A 17271-nucleotide genomic window follows, 5' to 3' on the forward strand; every position below is an offset into this window, starting at 1 on the left:
GGAGAATCATGGCTTTACAATCATTAGACATTAAGCGTCGCTCCGCCACCAGTTCTGCAACGCCGGGACCCAATGCACGTCAGCATGTGGTGGAAGTGGCTAAACTCATTGACGTAAGCACCTGCATCGGTTGCAAGGCTTGTCAATCAGCGTGCTCGGAATGGAACGATTTGCGCGACGAAGTCGGCGAATGCCACGGGGTGTATGACAACCCGATGGATTTGTCGAGCGAGAGCTGGACGGTGATGCGCTTTTCCGAAACAGAGGAATACGGCAAATTGGAATGGCTGATTCGCAAAGACGGCTGTATGCATTGTGCCGAACCAGGCTGCCTGAAAGCTTGTCCATCACCAGGCGCCATTGTGCAATATGAAAACGGCATTGTGGATTTCCATGAAGAAAACTGTATTGGTTGCGGCTATTGCATCTCTGGCTGCCCGTTCAATATTCCTCGTATTTCCAAAAAAGACCATCGTGCATATAAATGCACTTTGTGTTCTGATCGCGTGGCTGTTGGCCAAGAGCCGGCTTGTGTAAAGACTTGTCCGACCGGTGCCATCCAATTTGGCAGCAAGGAAGATATGAAACATGTGGCCGCAGAGCGTATTGTGGATTTGAAAAAGCGCGGTTTTGAACATGCGGGCTTGTATGATCCGCAAGGCGTGGGTGGGACGCACGTGATGTATGTGCTGCACCACGCCGATAAGCCCAGCCTCTACCATGGTTTGCCAGATAATCCATCCATCAGCACCACGGTGAAACTGTGGAAAGGCTTACTCAAGCCCTTGGCTACCATTGGTATTGCCGCCGCAGGTGTGGCTGGCTGGCTGCATTACATCACGGTAGGCCCTAACCGTGCTGATGAGGTCGACCCAGAAGTCATCGGGAAAGAAGGTGAAACCCTAAAAGGCAAGGAGGACGCATAATGAAACAAGAACCGATGATTCAACGCTATAAAAAATCAGAGCGCGTGAACCACTGGATAGTGGCGGGTTGTTTCGTGCTGCTGGCCATTTCCGGCTTGGGTTTCTTTTACCCTTCATTTTTCTGGCTGACCAATGTATTTGGCTCCCCGCAATTGGCGCGCATCATCCATCCCTTCATTGGGATTGTGATGTTTGTGGGCTTTTTCATTCAGTTTTTCCGCTATTGGAAATACAATTTTTTCAATAGCGAAGACATTAAATGGATGAAATCGGTGAAGACCATCATCACCGGTGGTGAAGTGGGCGATACCGGCAAATACAATGGCGGTCAAAAAGGCATGTTTTGGCTGATGACGGGGTGTATGATTTTGCTGCTGCTCTCTGGCCTCATTGCTTGGCGACAGTATTTCTCAGGCTTTTTCCCCATTTGGGTGATTCGTTTGGCCTTGCTGGTGCACGCATGTTCGGCATTGGCCTTGATTGCGGGCATCATCATCCATGTTTATGCTGCTTTGTGGGTGAAAGGCACCATCCGAGCCATGGTGGAAGGCGTGGTTACCCAAACTTGGGCGAAAAAACACCATCCGCGGTGGTATCGCGAGATGATGGCCAAGCACGAAGCCAAGGAAAAGCAAGAAGTGGAAAAAGAAACGCTTTAATTATTTGTTGATACACAATGGCGAAACAGCAAAAGGGTATGACTACCCTTTTGCTGTTTGTATAAATCATGAATGCAAACAGCCTACAAACTTATCCTGTCATTCTTGCCAAGGCCGATGGCTTTCAGGCAGCCTCAGATGAAGTCAGCACTGAAGTTCCAGTGGCGCTGGTGTATAACGGTATTGCGCATGTGGTGTTAATGGCCACCCCAGAACACTTATCAGAATTGGCTTTGGGTTTCAGTTTGAGCGAAGGTATTATTGATCAAGTCAGCCAGGTTTATGACATCGATACTGCCAGCGATCCAAATGGGCTGGTGGTCAATTTGGAGATTGCGACAGCCTCGTTTCAACGGTTGAAAGGGCGGCGGCGGAATATGAGTGGGCGCACAGGTTGTGGTCTTTGCGGTTTAGACAGCTTGGCTGCGGTGCTGCCAGATATTCAGCCGGTGCAGCAGCGCCAATCATTGGCCCAGAGTGCTATTGTGGGTGCCTTAGCGCATTTTGATGAAGGTCAGGTATTACGCGCACGCACAGGTTCGGTGCATGGTGTGGCTTGGGCCAATTCAGCAGGGCAAATTCAGGCAACCTTTGAAGACGTAGGCCGGCATAATGCGCTGGATAAGATGATAGGCTGGGGCTTGCGTGCTGGATTGGATTGGCAAAACGGGTTTGTTCTACTATCGAGCCGCGCCAGCTTTGAAATGGTGGTTAAAGCGGCGGCAGCCGGCATTGGTTGCGTCGTAGCGGTGTCTGCGCCTACTGCTTATGCCATCGATTTGGCCAATCAAGCCAATATTACTTTAGTCGGCTTTGCGCGCAGCCAGCGTCAGGTCATCTACACACACTCCGATTATTTAAGACACGAATAAAAACATGGCAAAAATTGAACAATCGCCTGAAGCTATTCAGGCCAAGCCTTTTTTTCACATTCCTTTTTGGGTCAAGCCCGATGCACAGCTTTTTGCTACACGCGCCGCTCGTTTTCGTGCGTTGGCCGCAGACGATGTGAGCGACTGGGCACGTTACTTACTGTTGTTGGCTAAAGTGTGCGAAGCACAGCAAATTTTGCTTGACAGGCTGCCTGATTGGACATTGCCTGAGCAACAAGGCAATACCTTACCACTGGCGACAGCATGGTTGTCTTTAAACGCAACAGAGATCGATGCTTTGTATGCATCTTTGCATGAGTTGTTGGAACACGATTTGTCGCCCACCGCAAAATTGGTGTGGGGTGAAATCTTGGCCAAAACCCCGGCGGAGCGGCAACAGTTGGCCTGGCGGGTGTTGCAACAACCAGGCACCATCACCGATCGAGATTACGCGGTGTGGGTGCATGCGCTGATGCAGGTAGTGTGGACAAGGGCCGCACGACAATTAAACGAGGCAGATGTGGTCGAGTCAACCGATGAAAGCTATTGCCCGTGTTGTGGGGCCGATGCGGTGGGCTCGGTGGTGATTGGCAAAGGGGAATTAGAAGGCGTGCGCTATCTGCAATGCAGTTTGTGTAATAGCCGCTGGCATGTGGTACGGGCCAAATGTACATTTTGTGGCAATGGCAAGGGCATGCAGCTGCACAGTGTGGAAAAAGCACAAGGTGCGCTTTCAGGTGCGTTTGGCGAGTGCTGTTCGTCCTGCCATGGTTACCGCAAATTTTATCAATTCAGCAAACAACAATACGCCGATGTCGTGGCTGACGACTTGGCTACATTGGCTTTGGATATGCTGCTCGCGGATGAGGGTTATCAGCGCGGAGGCGCCAATCCATTTCTGATGAGCGATGCACCACAAAGCCATTAGTTGGGCAAAGATCACAATGGGCACGTTGTAGGTGCCCATTTGTGTTTAGCGCATTCAAAGTGAGGTGTTGGCGATCATTGTTTTGGCCCAAGCATTATGCATTTAGGCTGCCTGAATGCATGAAGCTTTTATAGCGGATAAATGGTGAGCCATTGCCCCGGAATAATGTCGGTTTGTGCCGGTACGTCAATCAATACGTTGGCCTCGGTGCAGCTCGATAGCATGTGTGATCCTTGCTGCGGCAGTGGTTTTACGGTAGGACCATCGACGCCAAATCGCAGCAGGCCGCGTAAAAATTCACGCCGTTTTTGATGATTCGGTTGCAAAGTAAAATCGGCTTTGGCCTGATGGCACTCAGGCATGGCCATGATGCGGTGGCTGCCACCCCAAACGCGTAAAGCAGGTAAGCCCAGTAATTTCATGGTCACAAAGCTTGCCACGGGATTGCCGGGCAGCAACATCACTTGGCAATGGCCAATGTGGCCCCAGCCAAACGGTTTACCTGGCTTGATGGCCAGTTTCCAATGGGTGATGTCACCGAGCTCAGACAAAGCGGGCTTCACAAAATCGCGGTCACCCACAGAGGCTCCACCGGAAATGACCAAAGCATCGCTGGTGGCTGCGGCGCGCGCCAGCGCCGCCCGTGTGGCAGCCAAATCATCCGGCAAAATACCGCCATCAATAATGTGGATAAAACCTTGTTGAGCCAGCATCGCTTGTAACATGGGGCGGTTGCTGTCAAAAATTTGGTTGTGCTGTAAATTTTGCTGGGTTTGTGTACCCACCAGCTCGTCGCCAGTGGCGAAAACCGTTACTTTTAATAAAGGAAAACACGGCAGTTGTGCGTGTCCTTGCGAAGCAGCCAAACCAATGGCTTGGGGCGTAAGCAGGCTGCCTGAAGGCAAAATGCGGGCGCCTTTGCGCAGTTCTTCACCGCGTCGGCGAATGTGCTGGCCTGCTTTGATGTGGGTGGTGACGTGAAGCTTGGTATCCGTAGTTTCTGTGTCTTCTTGTGCGACCACTGCTTCCGTATTTTCAGGCAGCCCAGCTCCAGTAAAAATGCGTGCGGCTTGCCCCGGGTGTAAACGCAATATTTCAGTGCCACCGGCGGCGGCTACGCCGATAATTTGCCAGGTCGTCTCATTTAAGCCGCATAAGGCGTAGCCATCCATGGCGCTGTTGTCAAACAATGGTGCATCTTGGGTGGCATAGAGGTCTTGTGCGAGAAAACGCTGTCCTGCTTGTAGCAGTGGTGTTGCTTCGCTATTGAGGTGGCAGGGCGCCTCTTGCAACAACTGTTCTTGTGCTTGATAAAAATCCATCATGGTGTGGGTCCTTCAGTGTGAGGCAGGGCAAGGAGGTCTGATCGCGTGTTGCAGTTTTGAAACCAGCCATCTTCAGCAAAATGCACACAAGCGTGTGCATAAGGCTCAATTATACTGCGTACACTATGGCTGCCTGGCTGTAATAATGAAGATTCAATGTGCTGCAGATGGCGGCGGTGAAATTGGCACACCACTGGATGCCAGCCGCTGGGGCTGGTGGCCACGGCAATGTCTGCTGCCGGCTGACTAAGGAGTGCGGCATGTAAGGTTTGCACCACACACGCAGGCAGCATGGGGGTGTCGCATGGCAATACTTGGATGTATTCTAAGCCGGTTGGCAATTGACGGGCCGCACTGATAATGCCAGCCAATGGGCCTAGCTGAACGTAGGCTGGCAAATCAGGTGTGACTGAATGACCATATGCTGAGAAGGTGTTTACATCGCGATTGGCACTGATAACGGTGGCGTTTACGTGTGCAGCATGTTCAGCCAAAATCCAAGCTATTAGAGGTTTGCCTTGCCAAAGTTGCAGGGCTTTATTGACGCCACCCATGCGCACGGCTTCTCCGCCAGCCAATACAATCAGGCCCACGCTGTGCTCAATCATGCTGTTGCCATTTCTGGGTGTGTGCCACATCACTGGTTTTCATGTCTACCCAATGCGCGCGCCCATCGACAAAACACTCTTTTTTCCAAAAAGGAGCCTCGGTTTTGAGGTAGTCCATGATAAAGCGATTGGCTTGATATGCATCATCGCGGTGTGCGCTGGTGGTTAGTACCAAAACAATGGGCTCGCCCACGTTGATGTGGCCAACTCGATGAATCACTTGGCTGTATGCCAAAGCCCAGCGTTGTGACGCGGCTTGAATGATGCGGCCAACTTCGGCTTCGGTGGCGCCCGGTAAATGGGTTAGCCACAGATGGCTCAAAGGCTGGTCGTGGTCGCGTCCGCGCACTTTGCCCACAAAACTCACAACGGCACCGCAGTTGTCACACAAGTCATCCGCGCGCGCCAAAGCTGCGGCCACATCAATGGCTTCGGTTTGAATCAATACTTCGTACACATCAGCCTCCGGTGACCGGCGGCAGCAGAGCCACCGTATCGCCATCGTGTAATGGGGTATTGCCGTGCACAATTTGATTGTTGATGGCAAGCTTATAAAGGTTATGGGTCAAGGCGCTGCACCAAGGTTCGCCGCGTTGGGTGAGTAGTGTAATCAAGGCATTGCTGTCAGCGACCTCGGTATCCACTGCTTCACTGGTGCGGCCCACCAAATCGGCCAGTTTGGCTAAATAAACAACTGTAATCATGATGTGTAGCAATCGATTTATGAATTGATATTATGCCTGTTTTTCACCGATATGGGCGCGTCTTAGATAAATAACGGCTGCCTGAAAGCTGGCTTTGCAGTAAAATCAAGCATTATATTAATAACATATTGGAACACACATGCTCATCGATCAGTATGGGCGCCAAATCGAATATTTGCGCCTATCGGTAACCGATAAGTGCGATTTACGCTGTGCTTATTGTATTCCAGAAGGGTTTACCGAATTTGAAAAACCCACCAATTGGCTCTCGTTTGATGAAATCGAGCGCGTGGTAGCGGCATTTGCCCGCTTGGGGGTATCGCGTTTTCGGTTAACCGGTGGGGAACCATTGCTGCGCAAAAATTTGCCTGATTTGGTAGAGCGTATTTCGGCCTTGCCCGGCGTGACTGATTTGTCGCTCACCACCAATGGCACGCAATTGCCACGTTATGCTCAGGCGTTGCGCACTGCTGGCTTGGGCCGCTTGAATGTGAGCTTAGACTCATTGCGTCGCGAATGTGTGCACGCGCTCTCTGGCAAGGACAGCTTAGACAAGGTTATGTCTGGTTTGCAGGCAGCCTGCGATGCCGGCTTCGAGCGCATTAAAATCAATATGGTGCCCGTGCCTGGTGTGAATACGGGCGATATCGATGACATGATTGCTTTTTGTATCGCTAAAGGTTTTATCCTGCGTCTTATTGAGGTAATGCCCATGGGCATTACCGGCCAAAGTTTGGATTACTTCAATTTGGTCGATTTCATTCATGACATCAGCCCAAAATATCAATTGCAACCCAGTCACGCCATATATGGTGGTGGCCCAGCGCAATATTGGGAAAGTGCAGATGGACGGTTTACACTGGGATTGATTACTCCTCGGTCACAGCATTTTTGTGCCACCTGCAATCGGGTTCGATTATCTGTGGATGGCACTTTGTATTTGTGTTTGGGGCAGGAACATCACCTGAACTTGAGGCCACTTTTGAGCGATGGTTGCAGCGATGAAGCATTGGAAATGGCCATTCGACGAGCCATTGATTTAAAGCCCGAGCGTCACGAGTTTAATGATAAGCCGGAGCAAATTGTGCGGATTATGGCCAAAACGGGTGGATGATTGGCATGTTGGGGTTGGTTGTCCCGAAAGTGAGATTTGGTTAGTTAATGAGTGCGAATGGGTCTGCTTGCACCGTCATACTGGGCATTTGAGGTAAAACTGCTCCTTAGTTTCTGCTGAGTAAAGAAAATTTATGGGGGTTATGTCTAGCGGGTCTCAATTTATTCCCTTAGGTTATTTGCCCATGATGTTAAAAGAGCGCACAATCAAAACCATCACATTATTTTGTTATATTCAACTTATTTACTCATTGAACAATCATGCTTTCAAATTTACATCCAGAAACCTTGGCCATTCGTGGTGCCAAAGAACAAACTGAATTTAATGAACACAATTCGGCTTTATTTTTAACCAGTAGTTTTATGTTTGATAGTGCAGAGGCAGGTGCTGCCTTGTTTGCCGGTGAAACCCATGGCTACACCTATAGTCGTACTAACAATCCTACTGTGGCCGCTTTCCAAAATCGGGTGGCGCAATTGGAGGCGGGTGAAGCGGGCTTGGCCACAGCCACCGGGATGGCCGCTATTAATGCGTCATTCTTGGCGTTCATGAAAGCGGGGGATCACTTGGTGGCCAGTCGCAGTTTGTTTGGCACGACCATGGGGCTGCTCAATAATATTTTGCCCCGCAGTGGTATTGAAGTGACTTTTGTGAGCCAGACCGATACAGCCGAATGGGCGGCTGCTTGCCGTGATAACACCAAAATGTTGTTTGTGGAAACTCCGTCGAATCCGCTGAATGAATTGGCGGATATCGCCGCTTTGGCCAATATTGCCCATGAGCATAATGCACTGCTGGCGGTAGACAATAGCTTTTTATCACCGGCATTGCAGCAGCCTTTGCGTCTGGGTGCGGATTTATCCATTCAATCGGCTACCAAAGCCATTGATGGCCAAGGACGAGTCATGGGTGGTGTAGTGTGCGGCAAAGCTGATTTGGTGAATGAAGTATTCATGCATGTGCGTACTACGGGGGAGGTGTTGTCGCCATTTAATGCTTGGGTTTTATTGGGTGGCTTGGAAACCTTGTTTGTGCGGATGGAAAAGCAATGTGCCAATGCTCTGGCTGTGGCGCAATTTTTGCGCACCCAACCCCAGGTCAAAACAGTGCACTACACGGGCTTACCTGATCACCCTCAGCGCGCTTTGATTCATCAGCAGCAGCACGGAGGTGGTATTGTTGTGGCCTTTGAGGTGAATGGTGGACAAGAAGCAGCGTGGCAGGTCATTGATAGTGTGACTTTATTCAGTAAAACCGGTAATTTGGGTGATGTTAAATCCACCATTACCCATCCATGGACCACTACTCATGGACGTATGAGCCCGGAAGACAAACAGATTGCAGGTATTGGACCGGGACTCATTCGCCTGTCTATTGGTTTGGAACATGAAGCTGATTTGAAGGCGGATTTGGCACAAGCACTGAGTCGGTTGTAGCCCATTTCAGGCAGCCCAGACCACCGTACGTGCGGTGGTTTTTTATTGTCTATTATTTATTAGCGTATTAATGTGTTAATATAAAAATATATTTTATTAATATATAAAAATTAACAATATTATGGTTAGTAATAATTATTTAAAGGCATTTTATTTGGCTTTGGCGGTTTTGCTGTTTGCCGTCAACTTGCGTGCCCCTATTGTGGGTTTGGGGCCTTTAGTGTTTTTTATTGAGCATGATTTGCACATCAATACAGCTGTCATGGGTTTGCTAACGACATTGCCTGTACTGTGTTTCGCCGTATTTTCGCCCACCGCGCCCACCTTGGCCCGGCGTTTCGGAATTGAAATAGTCTTGATATGGGCATTGATGGCATTGCTGGTGGGACTGCAAATTCGGGCGCATTTCTTGTCTTTGAATGGCTTATTGCTGGGTACTTTATTGTTGTCTATGGGCATTACGATGGGCAATGTTTTATTGCCTATTGTGGTTAAAATAGGTTTTCCTTTGCGGGTAGGGTGGATGATTGGCGGGTTTTCTGCTGTGATGTCCTTGGCAGCCGGTTTGGCTTCGGGCGTGGCCGTACCAATGGCTCAGAAATCAGGTTGGCCAACTGCATTGGGGGTTTGGTTTTGGCCTACGTTACTGGCGCTGGTGGCTTGGTTGGTGGTGCGGCTCGTATCGGGTAGGTTAAATCCGTCATTGCCTGCTGTGCAGTCCGCCAAACTGGCACGCAACTCAGTGCCTGTATGGTGCTCGCCCATAGCTTGGGCCATTAGCTTCTATATGGGGTTGCAATCGTTGTTGTATTACACTTTAGCAGCATGGTTGCCGGCTATTTTGGTGAGTAAAGGCGTTGCCCCATCAGAAGCTGGTTGGTATGGCTCTGTTTTGCAATGGGTGGCCTTGCCTTGTTTGTTTGTGGTGGGGGCGTTGGCCGAAAAATGCTCGCAGCAACGATTGGCATTGGCGATGGCCTTGTGTTGTGTGCTTGGTGTGTCTGGGTTAATCACATTGCCTTTGCCTTGGTTGATTTGGTGTACCGCTTTATTGGGTATCGGCGCCGCAGGCGTGTTTGTGCTGAGCCTGGTGTTTTTTAATGTACGCACCGATTCGGCAGGTGAAGCGGTGCGCTTGTCGGCCATGGCCCAAACCGTGGGTTATTTGGTGGCTGCGTTGGGACCGTGGGGCGCTGGTTGGCTTTATCAACATGTACATTCATGGCAATGGCCTTTGGCTGTGTTGATGGGGTTGTCGTTGGTGATGTGTGTTTGCGGCTGGTTTGGTGGGCAGCCTCTGACACTGCAGCAATGGCGACAACGTAAAGAAACGGCACATATTTGATGCCCATACACGCTATGATTTGTACAGTCTATATCGATCATATGAAATAGCTATGATGTATATTCTGGCTTGAAATTTATAGGCGATGGCCGTATCTTAACAACATCTAATAACGCAATGACACAACGGAAAAGGAAACAACATGAGCAGCGAGCTGATTGTACATGCTACGGACGCCACTTTTGAACAAGAGGTCTTGAAATCTGATGTACCAGTATTGCTGGATTTCTGGGCACCTTGGTGTGGACCTTGCAAAATGGTGGCCCCAATTTTGGATGATTTGGCACCAGAATATCAGGGTAAGCTTAAAATTGTTAAAATCAATGTGGATGAAAATGAACAAACTCCTGCCAAGTTTGGCGTACGGGGTATTCCAACCTTGATGGTATTTAAAAATGGTGAAAACGTGGCCACAAAAGTAGGCGCATTGGGTAAAGGCCAATTAGAAGCATTCATCAATGCCTCTGTGTAATGGAATTCACTGAGATGGTGGTAAAACCGCTGCTGGTGCAGCGGTTTTATTTTGTCTTGACAGTGGATTTGGATGCGGCATAGAATGCATACAGTCGATGAGACGCGAATCTTTCGTATTATTCTTTCCTTCGATGCTTAACCTATATAAGCTTACTCCCAATTAAACCCATACAATTTGATCTTAATGCACTGGCCATTGCCGGCGCCGATTGCTGTGTGGTGGATATTTTCGATACGCTTTCTTTGTTTATTATTTACTACTGATAAATCAATCAATCTATGCACGTTTCAGAACTACAAACCCAGCATGTTTCTAAATTATTAGAAATGGCTGAAGAATTGGGCATTGAAAATGCCAACCGTCTGCGCAAACAAGATTTGGTGTTTGCCATTGTGCGCATCAAAATGAAGCAGGGAGAAAGCTTTACCTGCTCAGGTACCTTGGAAATTTTACCGGATGGGTTTGGCTTTTTGCGCAGCTTGGATACGTCTTATTTGGCCGGTCCTGATGACATTTATGTGAGCCCCAGCCAAATCCGTCGTTTCAATTTACACACGGGCGATACCATAGAAGGTAGCGTGCGGGTGCCCAAAGACAATGAGCGCTATTTTGCCTTAGTACGCTTGGATAAAATCAACGGTGACAATCCCGAGGTCTGCAAACACAAAATTTTGTTTGAAAACCTCACGCCGTTGTTTCCCAATCGCCAATTTGTGTTGGAGCGCGATATTCGTGCGGAAGAAAATCTCACCAGTCGCGCCATTGATTTGGTTTCCCCTGTGGGTTTTGGTCAGCGTGCTTTATTGGTAGCTCCACCCAAAACAGGCAAAACCGTGATGCTGCAAAATATTGCTCATGCCATTACAGCCAACTATCCGGATGCAGAATTGATTGTGTTGTTGATTGATGAGCGTCCGGAAGAGGTCACCGAAATGTCACGGTCGGTGCGCGGCGAAGTGGTTTCATCGACGTTTGATGAACCCGCTACTCGCCATGTACAAGTGGCTGAAATGGTGATTGAAAAAGCCAAGCGTTTGGTGGAACACAAAAAAGATGTGGTGATTCTGTTGGATTCGATCACCCGTTTGGCGCGTGCCTACAATACGGTGGTGCCGGCATCTGGTAAGATTCTCACTGGGGGTGTGGATGCCAATGCTTTACATCGACCCAAGCGCTTTTTTGGTGCCGCGCGTAATGTGGAAGAAGGTGGATCACTCACCATCATTGCCACCGCATTGGTGGAAACCGGTAGTCGCATGGATGACGTGATTTATGAAGAATTCAAGGGCACGGGTAATATGGAATTGCACTTGGATCGCCGCATGGCTGAAAAACGATTATTCCCAGCCATCAATATCAACCGCTCAGGAACCCGTCGTGAAGAATTGCTGGTATCCAATGATCACTTGCAAAAAATGTGGTTATTACGCAAATTCTTGCATCCGATGGACGATATTGAAGCCATGGAATTCCTCATCGATAAATTACGTCATTCAAAAAATAACGCAGATTTCTTTGATTTGATGCGGGGTAAGTAACCCAATCGGCTGCTTTCAGGCAGCCCTTATAAAACAGGCCCTCATTGAGGGCCTGTTTGCTTAACCGGTGAGCTGTTTGCTGATGAGGCGTTTTACTGGAGGACAATGGTTGCTGGCACGCAAAACCAATGAGCGCAGTAACCGTGCTGGTGGTGCGTCATTGGTGAATAGGGTCACCATGGCGTTGGTACCGTGATACAGCATGCGTGTATGCGGCATGTGGCGACGCTGATATTGTGCCAGTAGACTGTTGCTGCCTATATCACGGTGTTGTTGGGCAGCCTGCGTCACCAATTCACTGAGTATTTTGGCACTGGCCAAACCCAGGTTGAAGCCATGTGCCGTGACCGGGTGCATGCCTACAGCGGCATCGCCGATCAATGCGCTGCGCTGTCCATAAAAGGCTTGTGCGTGAACGCCTACTAATGGGTAGTGGTGGATGCTGCTGACCAAAGTCATGTCGCCGAGGCGGCCATTTAATTCACGGGTAATGTCGGCAGCCAACTCCTCCCCATTCATGGCCATAAGCGCCGTGGCTTTGTCATTGTCTATGGTGACCACGCAATTGGTGAGGTTGCTTTCCAGCGGCAACAGTGCCAAGGTGCGGCCATAATGGAAGCATTCAAAAGCGCTGTGGTTATTGGATAACGTGTGGCGCATACGGAATACCAATACGGTGCGGCCAAAATCGTGGCTGTCGGCTGCAATACCCAATAAGCGCCGTGTCTGCGAAAAGCGGCTGTCGGCAGCCACCAATAATTGACATGTGATTTGACTGCCGTTATCTAATGTGACCGTGGCTTGGTTGGATGTGGTTTGTACTGCGACCGCATTGTGTTCACACATTAAGGTTACATTGGCAAAAGGTTTAACCGCTTCATAAGCGGCGCGGCGGATATTGTGGTTGCTGATGAGGAACCCTAAAGAATCGGCGGGCTTGCCGCGCGCTGCAGTGGGTTGTGGGAAATGCAATTGGTAGTTTGAGCGTCCATTCAGTACTCGTGCATCTTTTAGCCGGTAAATTTCATTGGCGGGCACCTTATCCCACATGTCCCATGCCTGCATGGTTTCTCGGGAGTAGTGAGTGAGCGCAATTTCGCGGCCATCATAGGGCGGGTTGGCCAAAACGCTTTCGGGGTGCGTTTCCACCAACACGATTGACAGTCCACTGGGTGCTAGGCCACGAGCCAAACTTAATCCTGCTGGGCCTGCCCCGATGATTAAAACGTCGCATTGCTTGTGATGTTGTTGAGACATTACCGCTCCTTCGTAGGCAGTAAAACAGCTATTTTCCGCGTCAGAAATGTGAGCATAACCAATTGTGGCTGCCTGAAAAAGCCATTTGATGTGTTTGCTTAATGTAAATCAAAGCCTTGTTCTGTTATGATGGCTCTGTTCCGCCACTTTGGGACGAATTATCATGAAAACCGATTTAGAAAATCAATTAAAGGCCTTGAGCCGAGCAGCCAAGGCTGAGCGTTTGGCCACCGAAGCCAAACAACAAGCGCAGCGCAAAGCGCAGATAGAGGACGTGAATTTTAGTCAAGCGATGACGGGTGTTACGCCATTAAAATCACGCAATCAATTTCACCATCCCCAAGACACTTCGCCAATCAAGGTGCGCTCTCAAAATGAGGTGGACTTGGATGCGGCCGATTATTTTTATGTAGGCGATACCGAGCACCAAGAGCCGCCACCTGTGTTCAGTAAAAATGGCCGCGGCACAGATGATATCCGCCGTTTGCAGGCGAAACATTGGCCGGTGGTGGGCTATGTTGATTTGCACGGCTACCGTCAAGATGAGGCACAAGAAGTACTTAATGAATTTCTGGCGTATGTGCAAAAACGCGGCGTGTGCGGTGAAATCGTGCATGGTAGTGGTTTGGGCTCCAAAGATTATGCTCCAGTATTAAAACACACGGTTCGCCGTTGGCTGATGGCGCACCCGCAAGTATTGGCTTATGCGCAACCCAATGAGCGCAACGATGGTGCGGTGTATGTGCTTTTGAAACAGCGTCGCCGTGATCACGATGAATCCTAATCTATTGTTATGCCAATCAAAATGGCAGCTTGGCGCCAGCAGAGATTCGATGGCGGCATGGCGTTGACGTAAGAATTCTTGTGTTGACCTAACTTGTTGTGGTGGTGTGTTGCTGTCGAGGGGTGTGATTGACTTTCTAGGTGTTCATACCCATGTGGGTTTGTGTGTGCAGATAGGGCAAAATCAGCCATGTCATTTTAAACCTCCGAAGCCAAATCAGTTTTTCAGGATGCATATTATGAGTATTTTTGATTTAACCGCACAACAGCAGCTGGCCCGCTTATTGGACAGCCATGCGCAACAGGGCAATAGTATGCGCTTAGATGAAGTGCAGGGCTTTGTGGCTGCCTTGGCGAGCGGTCCCGATGCTGTTGACGTTGATGCTTGGTTGCCTGAAATTTTGGCTGACAATGTAGCTTTTGGTTCAGAAGAACAGGCAGATATCCGCCGGTTAGTGGCTCAGATGGCCGAACAATTGCAGCAGGAAATGGGCCTCAACAGTGCCCCAGAATTGTTGTTGTATGCTGATGAAACGGGCGAGCCCGATTATTACACTTGGTGCAATGCCTATTTGTATGCTTTGGATGTGACCCCTACAGATTGGTTTGCTCAGCAAGACGATGAAGGTTTTGAAGATCTGTTTTACCCGATCATGGCCTTGGGCGGTGTCTACGATGCCACCGATGACCAGCCCGCTCTGCTCACCATTGATGCGGCGGAACGAGGGCGCCTACAAGATGAGTTGCCTGAAGCGCTGCTGGCTATTTACCGCTATTGGCAAGTACGTAAACACACACCAAAAACGCTGCGTCGACAGGGCAGTAAAATCGGCCGCAATGAACCTTGTCCTTGTGGCAGTGGCAAGAAGTACAAAGCCTGCTGTGGTCAGAAAGTTTAACGAAAGGTTGGCGTGTTTGCTCGTTTAAAGCATTTTTTCACTCATCTGCGCCAGCATTTGCCCACGCAGCAGCGCATTTTTTCCTCCAAATGGCTCAAACCATTGGCACCTTGGTTTGATAAACCTTATTTTTGGCATTTGAACCGCCGCCAAGCCGCCTCTGCCGTGGCTGTGGGTTTGTTTTGTGGGCTGATGCCCGGACCGACACAAATGCTCAGTGCTTTATTGGTGGCTTATGTGCTGCGCACCAATTTACCTTTGGCAGTGTTCACCACGCTTTACACCAATCCTTTAACGTATTTGCCATTGTATTTTTTGGCTTACAGCATTGGTCACTGGCTATTATTTCAGCAGACCCCCACGATGGCATTGACATTCCCTGCTTGGTCTGCCGCTGATTTCTGGACGCAGCTGGGCGTTTGGTTTGCTCAGTTTGGCAAACCATTGTTGGTGGGTGTACCCGTATTAGGTGGTATTTTGGCCGCTTTGGGTTACGGAGTGGTGTGGTGGCTATGGCAATGGGTGGTGCTGCGTCGTCGCCGTCATGCACTCAATCGGCGTGTCTTATGACCAAGCGCGCCTTAACATTGGATGAAATTCATCTGGCACAGCAGGTTTTTGGCACAGCAATTGACTATGCAAAGGTGAAGATTGGCTGTGGTGCTTGGTGGCTGGTGTCAGGACAAGCGGCAATGTGTACGGGAACATGCATCGTGTTCCCACCAGATCATTACGTGGCTGATTTTGCCGCCGGCAGCCAGGCGCAGCAGGCTTGGCTGATTCACGAGTTAACCCATGTATGGCAATACCAACAAGGTTTTGCTTTATTGTGGGGGGGAATTTGCTTGGGGCTCCGAGGCGGCTATCTCGGTCATCGTGGCTATCATTGCTCCAATTTGGCCCAAGTGTTTGATTTTAGAAGCTTGAATATGGAGCAACAGGCTGAAATGATGGCACAGTTTTTTCAGGCAGCCTGGTGTGCCGATGCGCGTTATGTGCCGATGTTGCCGCATTACCGCCGATTGTTAAAACCATTCTTTCAACGAGGGCAGGCGCGTTGCTTGCTGCCGCATTATTGAACTGGCCTTCGGGTTATAATGCGATTTTTGATTGTGGGGGTTTTTCTGTGTCGATTTATGCCACTGCCGCCAGTCAATTGCGCACAGTGCGCGATGTATGGCGTTTTGCGGTCAGCCGCTTTAATGAAGCAGGTCTGTTTTATGGTCATGGCAGCGACAATGCCTATGATGAAGCAGCGTATTTGGTATTGCATACTTTGAACCTGCCTTTGGATAATTTGGCACCGTTTTTGGACGCACAATTGTTGCCCGAAGAAAAATATCCGTTGTTGGCTTTGATTGAGCGGCGTGTCAATGAGCGTATCCCCGTGGCGTATCTAACGCATCAGGCTTGGCAGGGCGATTTTGAATTTTATGTAGATGAGCGGGTGATTGTACCGCGATCATTTATTTATGAGCTTTTGGGCGAGCCTTTGACACCATGGATTGAGTACGACGAATTGGTGCACCGTGCGCTGGATTTGTGTACCGGCAGTGGGGCGTTAGCGATTCAAATGGCGCATCACTACCCAGACGCGCAGATTGATGCCGTGGACATCAGTTTGGATGCATTGGAAGTGGCGGCCATGAATATTCAATCTTATGGTTTGGATGAGCAGATCCAGCTGATACACACAGATTTGTTTGAGGGCTTAAGTGATACCTATGACTTGATCGTGTCTAACCCGCCCTATGTAGACGCTGAGTCTGTGGCTTTATTGCCGGATGAATATCGACATGAGCCGGAATTGGCGCTTGGTAGTGGGATAGATGGTTTAGACATTACCCGCCAAATCTTGCTTCAGGCAGCCCGATTCTTGAATCCACAGGGGGTATTGCTGGTGGAGATTGGCCACAACCGCGATGTGTTGACTGCTGCATATCCAGAATTGCCATTCACCTGGATGGAAACCAGTGGCGGAGATGGTTTCGTGTTTTTATTAACTCGCGAGCAATTACTGGGCGAAATAAATTGATGGCATAGGTAAGACAACATCACTGCATAACCACCGCTGAATGCGGTGGTTTTTATATATGAGCGGCATTGGCTTGATGGCGGTATGGAGCAATGGTATATAAGTCTTATTAATATTTTTTAACCTATTGATTTTAAATACATGTGACGTTTGCACACTTAGCCACATTTAGCATTTAAAGCCATAACCTAGTCACAAATTTGGCACAGCCAACCTTCAAAAACGATTATTTAACTTCCCATTTCCAAGGGTCTTTAAATAATCGTTTTTTCGTTGTAGGAGTCCATTATGACAGTAAATAAAGTAATTCTTATTGGTCGTCTAGGTCGTGCTCCTGAGGTTAGGTATAACCCATCAGGAGAAGCCA

The 17271-nt window shown here is 49.3% G+C and carries 20 protein-coding genes; 15 read left to right on the plus strand and 5 right to left on the minus strand.

Features of this window, described 5'->3' with window-relative positions; all coding sequences use genetic code 11:
- Positions 1 to 8: 8 nt before the first annotated feature.
- From fdxH to fdhE, 4 genes are all read left to right on the plus strand, one after another.
- Positions 9 to 926 carry a formate dehydrogenase subunit beta gene (gene fdxH, locus A2F46_RS10310; protein WP_066570135.1) on the plus strand — a complete coding sequence of 306 codons (918 nt, stop codon included), beginning with the start codon at positions 9 to 11 and terminating at the stop codon, positions 924 to 926.
- Positions 926 to 1585, plus strand: a complete 660-nt coding sequence (locus tag A2F46_RS10315) for a formate dehydrogenase subunit gamma (RefSeq protein WP_066570145.1) — start codon at positions 926 to 928, stop codon at positions 1583 to 1585. Before fdxH ends, A2F46_RS10315 begins: the two co-directional genes overlap by 1 nt.
- Before the next feature lie 68 nt (positions 1586 to 1653).
- On the plus strand, positions 1654 to 2457 hold the full coding sequence (gene fdhD, locus A2F46_RS10320; RefSeq protein WP_082783667.1) for a formate dehydrogenase accessory sulfurtransferase FdhD: 804 nt from the start codon (positions 1654 to 1656) through the stop codon (positions 2455 to 2457).
- 4 nt (positions 2458 to 2461) lie between these two features.
- Entirely contained in the window at positions 2462 to 3385 is a 924-nt protein-coding gene (gene fdhE / locus A2F46_RS10325) for a formate dehydrogenase accessory protein FdhE (protein WP_066570148.1), read from the plus strand.
- A 128-nt stretch (positions 3386 to 3513) separates the two neighbouring features.
- Here the strand turns inward: fdhE and glp are convergent, their stop codons facing one another.
- Genes glp through A2F46_RS10345 form a run of 4 tightly spaced genes read right to left on the minus strand, consistent with a single transcriptional unit; the run spans position 3514 to position 6022 of the window.
- Positions 3514 to 4710 carry a gephyrin-like molybdotransferase Glp gene (glp, locus tag A2F46_RS10330; protein ID WP_066570150.1) on the minus strand — a complete coding sequence of 399 codons (1197 nt, stop codon included), beginning with the start codon at positions 4708 to 4710 and terminating at the stop codon, positions 3514 to 3516.
- Entirely contained in the window at positions 4707 to 5318 is a 612-nt protein-coding gene (locus A2F46_RS10335; RefSeq protein WP_066570156.1) for a molybdenum cofactor guanylyltransferase, read from the minus strand. The genes glp and A2F46_RS10335 overlap by 4 nt, the downstream gene beginning before the upstream one ends.
- Positions 5311 to 5775, minus strand: a complete 465-nt coding sequence (locus A2F46_RS10340) for a molybdenum cofactor biosynthesis protein MoaE (RefSeq protein WP_066570158.1) — start codon at positions 5773 to 5775, stop codon at positions 5311 to 5313. The genes A2F46_RS10335 and A2F46_RS10340 overlap by 8 nt, the downstream gene beginning before the upstream one ends.
- A gap of 1 nt (position 5776) precedes the next feature.
- Positions 5777 to 6022, minus strand: coding sequence for a MoaD/ThiS family protein (locus A2F46_RS10345; protein ID WP_066570160.1), 246 nt, complete (start codon positions 6020 to 6022; stop codon positions 5777 to 5779).
- Positions 6023 to 6161: 139 nt separating this feature from the next.
- On the opposite strand from A2F46_RS10345, the gene moaA reads away from it, so the two are divergent.
- The 5 genes from moaA (at position 6162) to rho (ending at position 11930) form a co-directional block, all read left to right on the plus strand.
- Entirely contained in the window at positions 6162 to 7136 is a 975-nt protein-coding gene (gene moaA, locus A2F46_RS10350; protein WP_066570162.1) for a GTP 3',8-cyclase MoaA, read from the plus strand.
- 260 nt (positions 7137 to 7396) lie between these two features.
- A complete protein-coding gene (locus A2F46_RS10355) occupies positions 7397 to 8572 on the plus strand; it encodes an O-succinylhomoserine sulfhydrylase (RefSeq protein ID WP_066570165.1) in 1176 nt (391 codons plus the stop codon).
- Positions 8573 to 8693: 121 nt separating this feature from the next.
- Positions 8694 to 9917, plus strand: coding sequence for an MFS transporter (locus tag A2F46_RS10360; RefSeq protein ID WP_082783669.1), 1224 nt, complete (start codon positions 8694 to 8696; stop codon positions 9915 to 9917).
- A gap of 142 nt (positions 9918 to 10059) precedes the next feature.
- Positions 10060 to 10389, plus strand: coding sequence for a thioredoxin TrxA (gene trxA, locus A2F46_RS10365; protein WP_066570168.1), 330 nt, complete (start codon positions 10060 to 10062; stop codon positions 10387 to 10389).
- Positions 10390 to 10670: 281 nt separating this feature from the next.
- A complete protein-coding gene (rho, locus tag A2F46_RS10370) occupies positions 10671 to 11930 on the plus strand; it encodes a transcription termination factor Rho (protein WP_066570170.1) in 1260 nt (419 codons plus the stop codon).
- 60 nt (positions 11931 to 11990) lie between these two features.
- On the opposite strand, the gene ubiM is transcribed toward rho, so the two are convergent.
- Positions 11991 to 13187, minus strand: a complete 1197-nt coding sequence (gene ubiM / locus A2F46_RS10375; RefSeq protein WP_066570177.1) for a 5-demethoxyubiquinol-8 5-hydroxylase UbiM — start codon at positions 13185 to 13187, stop codon at positions 11991 to 11993.
- A 163-nt stretch (positions 13188 to 13350) separates the two neighbouring features.
- Between ubiM and A2F46_RS10380 the strand changes: the two genes are divergently transcribed.
- From A2F46_RS10380 to A2F46_RS12125, 6 genes are all read left to right on the plus strand, one after another.
- Positions 13351 to 13971 (plus strand): Smr/MutS family protein, encoded by a 621-nt coding sequence (locus tag A2F46_RS10380; protein WP_066570180.1) that lies wholly within the window; start codon positions 13351 to 13353, stop codon positions 13969 to 13971.
- A gap of 229 nt (positions 13972 to 14200) precedes the next feature.
- Entirely contained in the window at positions 14201 to 14869 is a 669-nt protein-coding gene (locus A2F46_RS10385) for a YecA family protein (RefSeq protein ID WP_066570182.1), read from the plus strand.
- A gap of 12 nt (positions 14870 to 14881) precedes the next feature.
- On the plus strand, positions 14882 to 15439 hold the full coding sequence (locus A2F46_RS10390; protein WP_231867776.1) for a DUF2062 domain-containing protein: 558 nt from the start codon (positions 14882 to 14884) through the stop codon (positions 15437 to 15439).
- Entirely contained in the window at positions 15436 to 15948 is a 513-nt protein-coding gene (locus A2F46_RS10395) for a DUF4157 domain-containing protein (RefSeq protein WP_066570185.1), read from the plus strand. The genes A2F46_RS10390 and A2F46_RS10395 overlap by 4 nt, the downstream gene beginning before the upstream one ends.
- 53 nt (positions 15949 to 16001) lie before the next feature.
- Complete coding sequence (prmB, locus tag A2F46_RS10400; RefSeq protein ID WP_066570199.1) at positions 16002 to 16904, plus strand: 50S ribosomal protein L3 N(5)-glutamine methyltransferase; 903 nt, start codon at positions 16002 to 16004, stop codon at positions 16902 to 16904.
- A 288-nt stretch (positions 16905 to 17192) separates the two neighbouring features.
- On the plus strand, positions 17193 to 17271 hold a 79-nt coding region (locus tag A2F46_RS12125; protein WP_156471626.1), incomplete at its 3' end, for a single-stranded DNA-binding protein.

This window comes from Snodgrassella sp. CFCC 13594 (assembly GCF_001590725.1).
Taxonomy (GTDB): Bacteria; Pseudomonadota; Gammaproteobacteria; order Burkholderiales; family Neisseriaceae; genus Snodgrassella.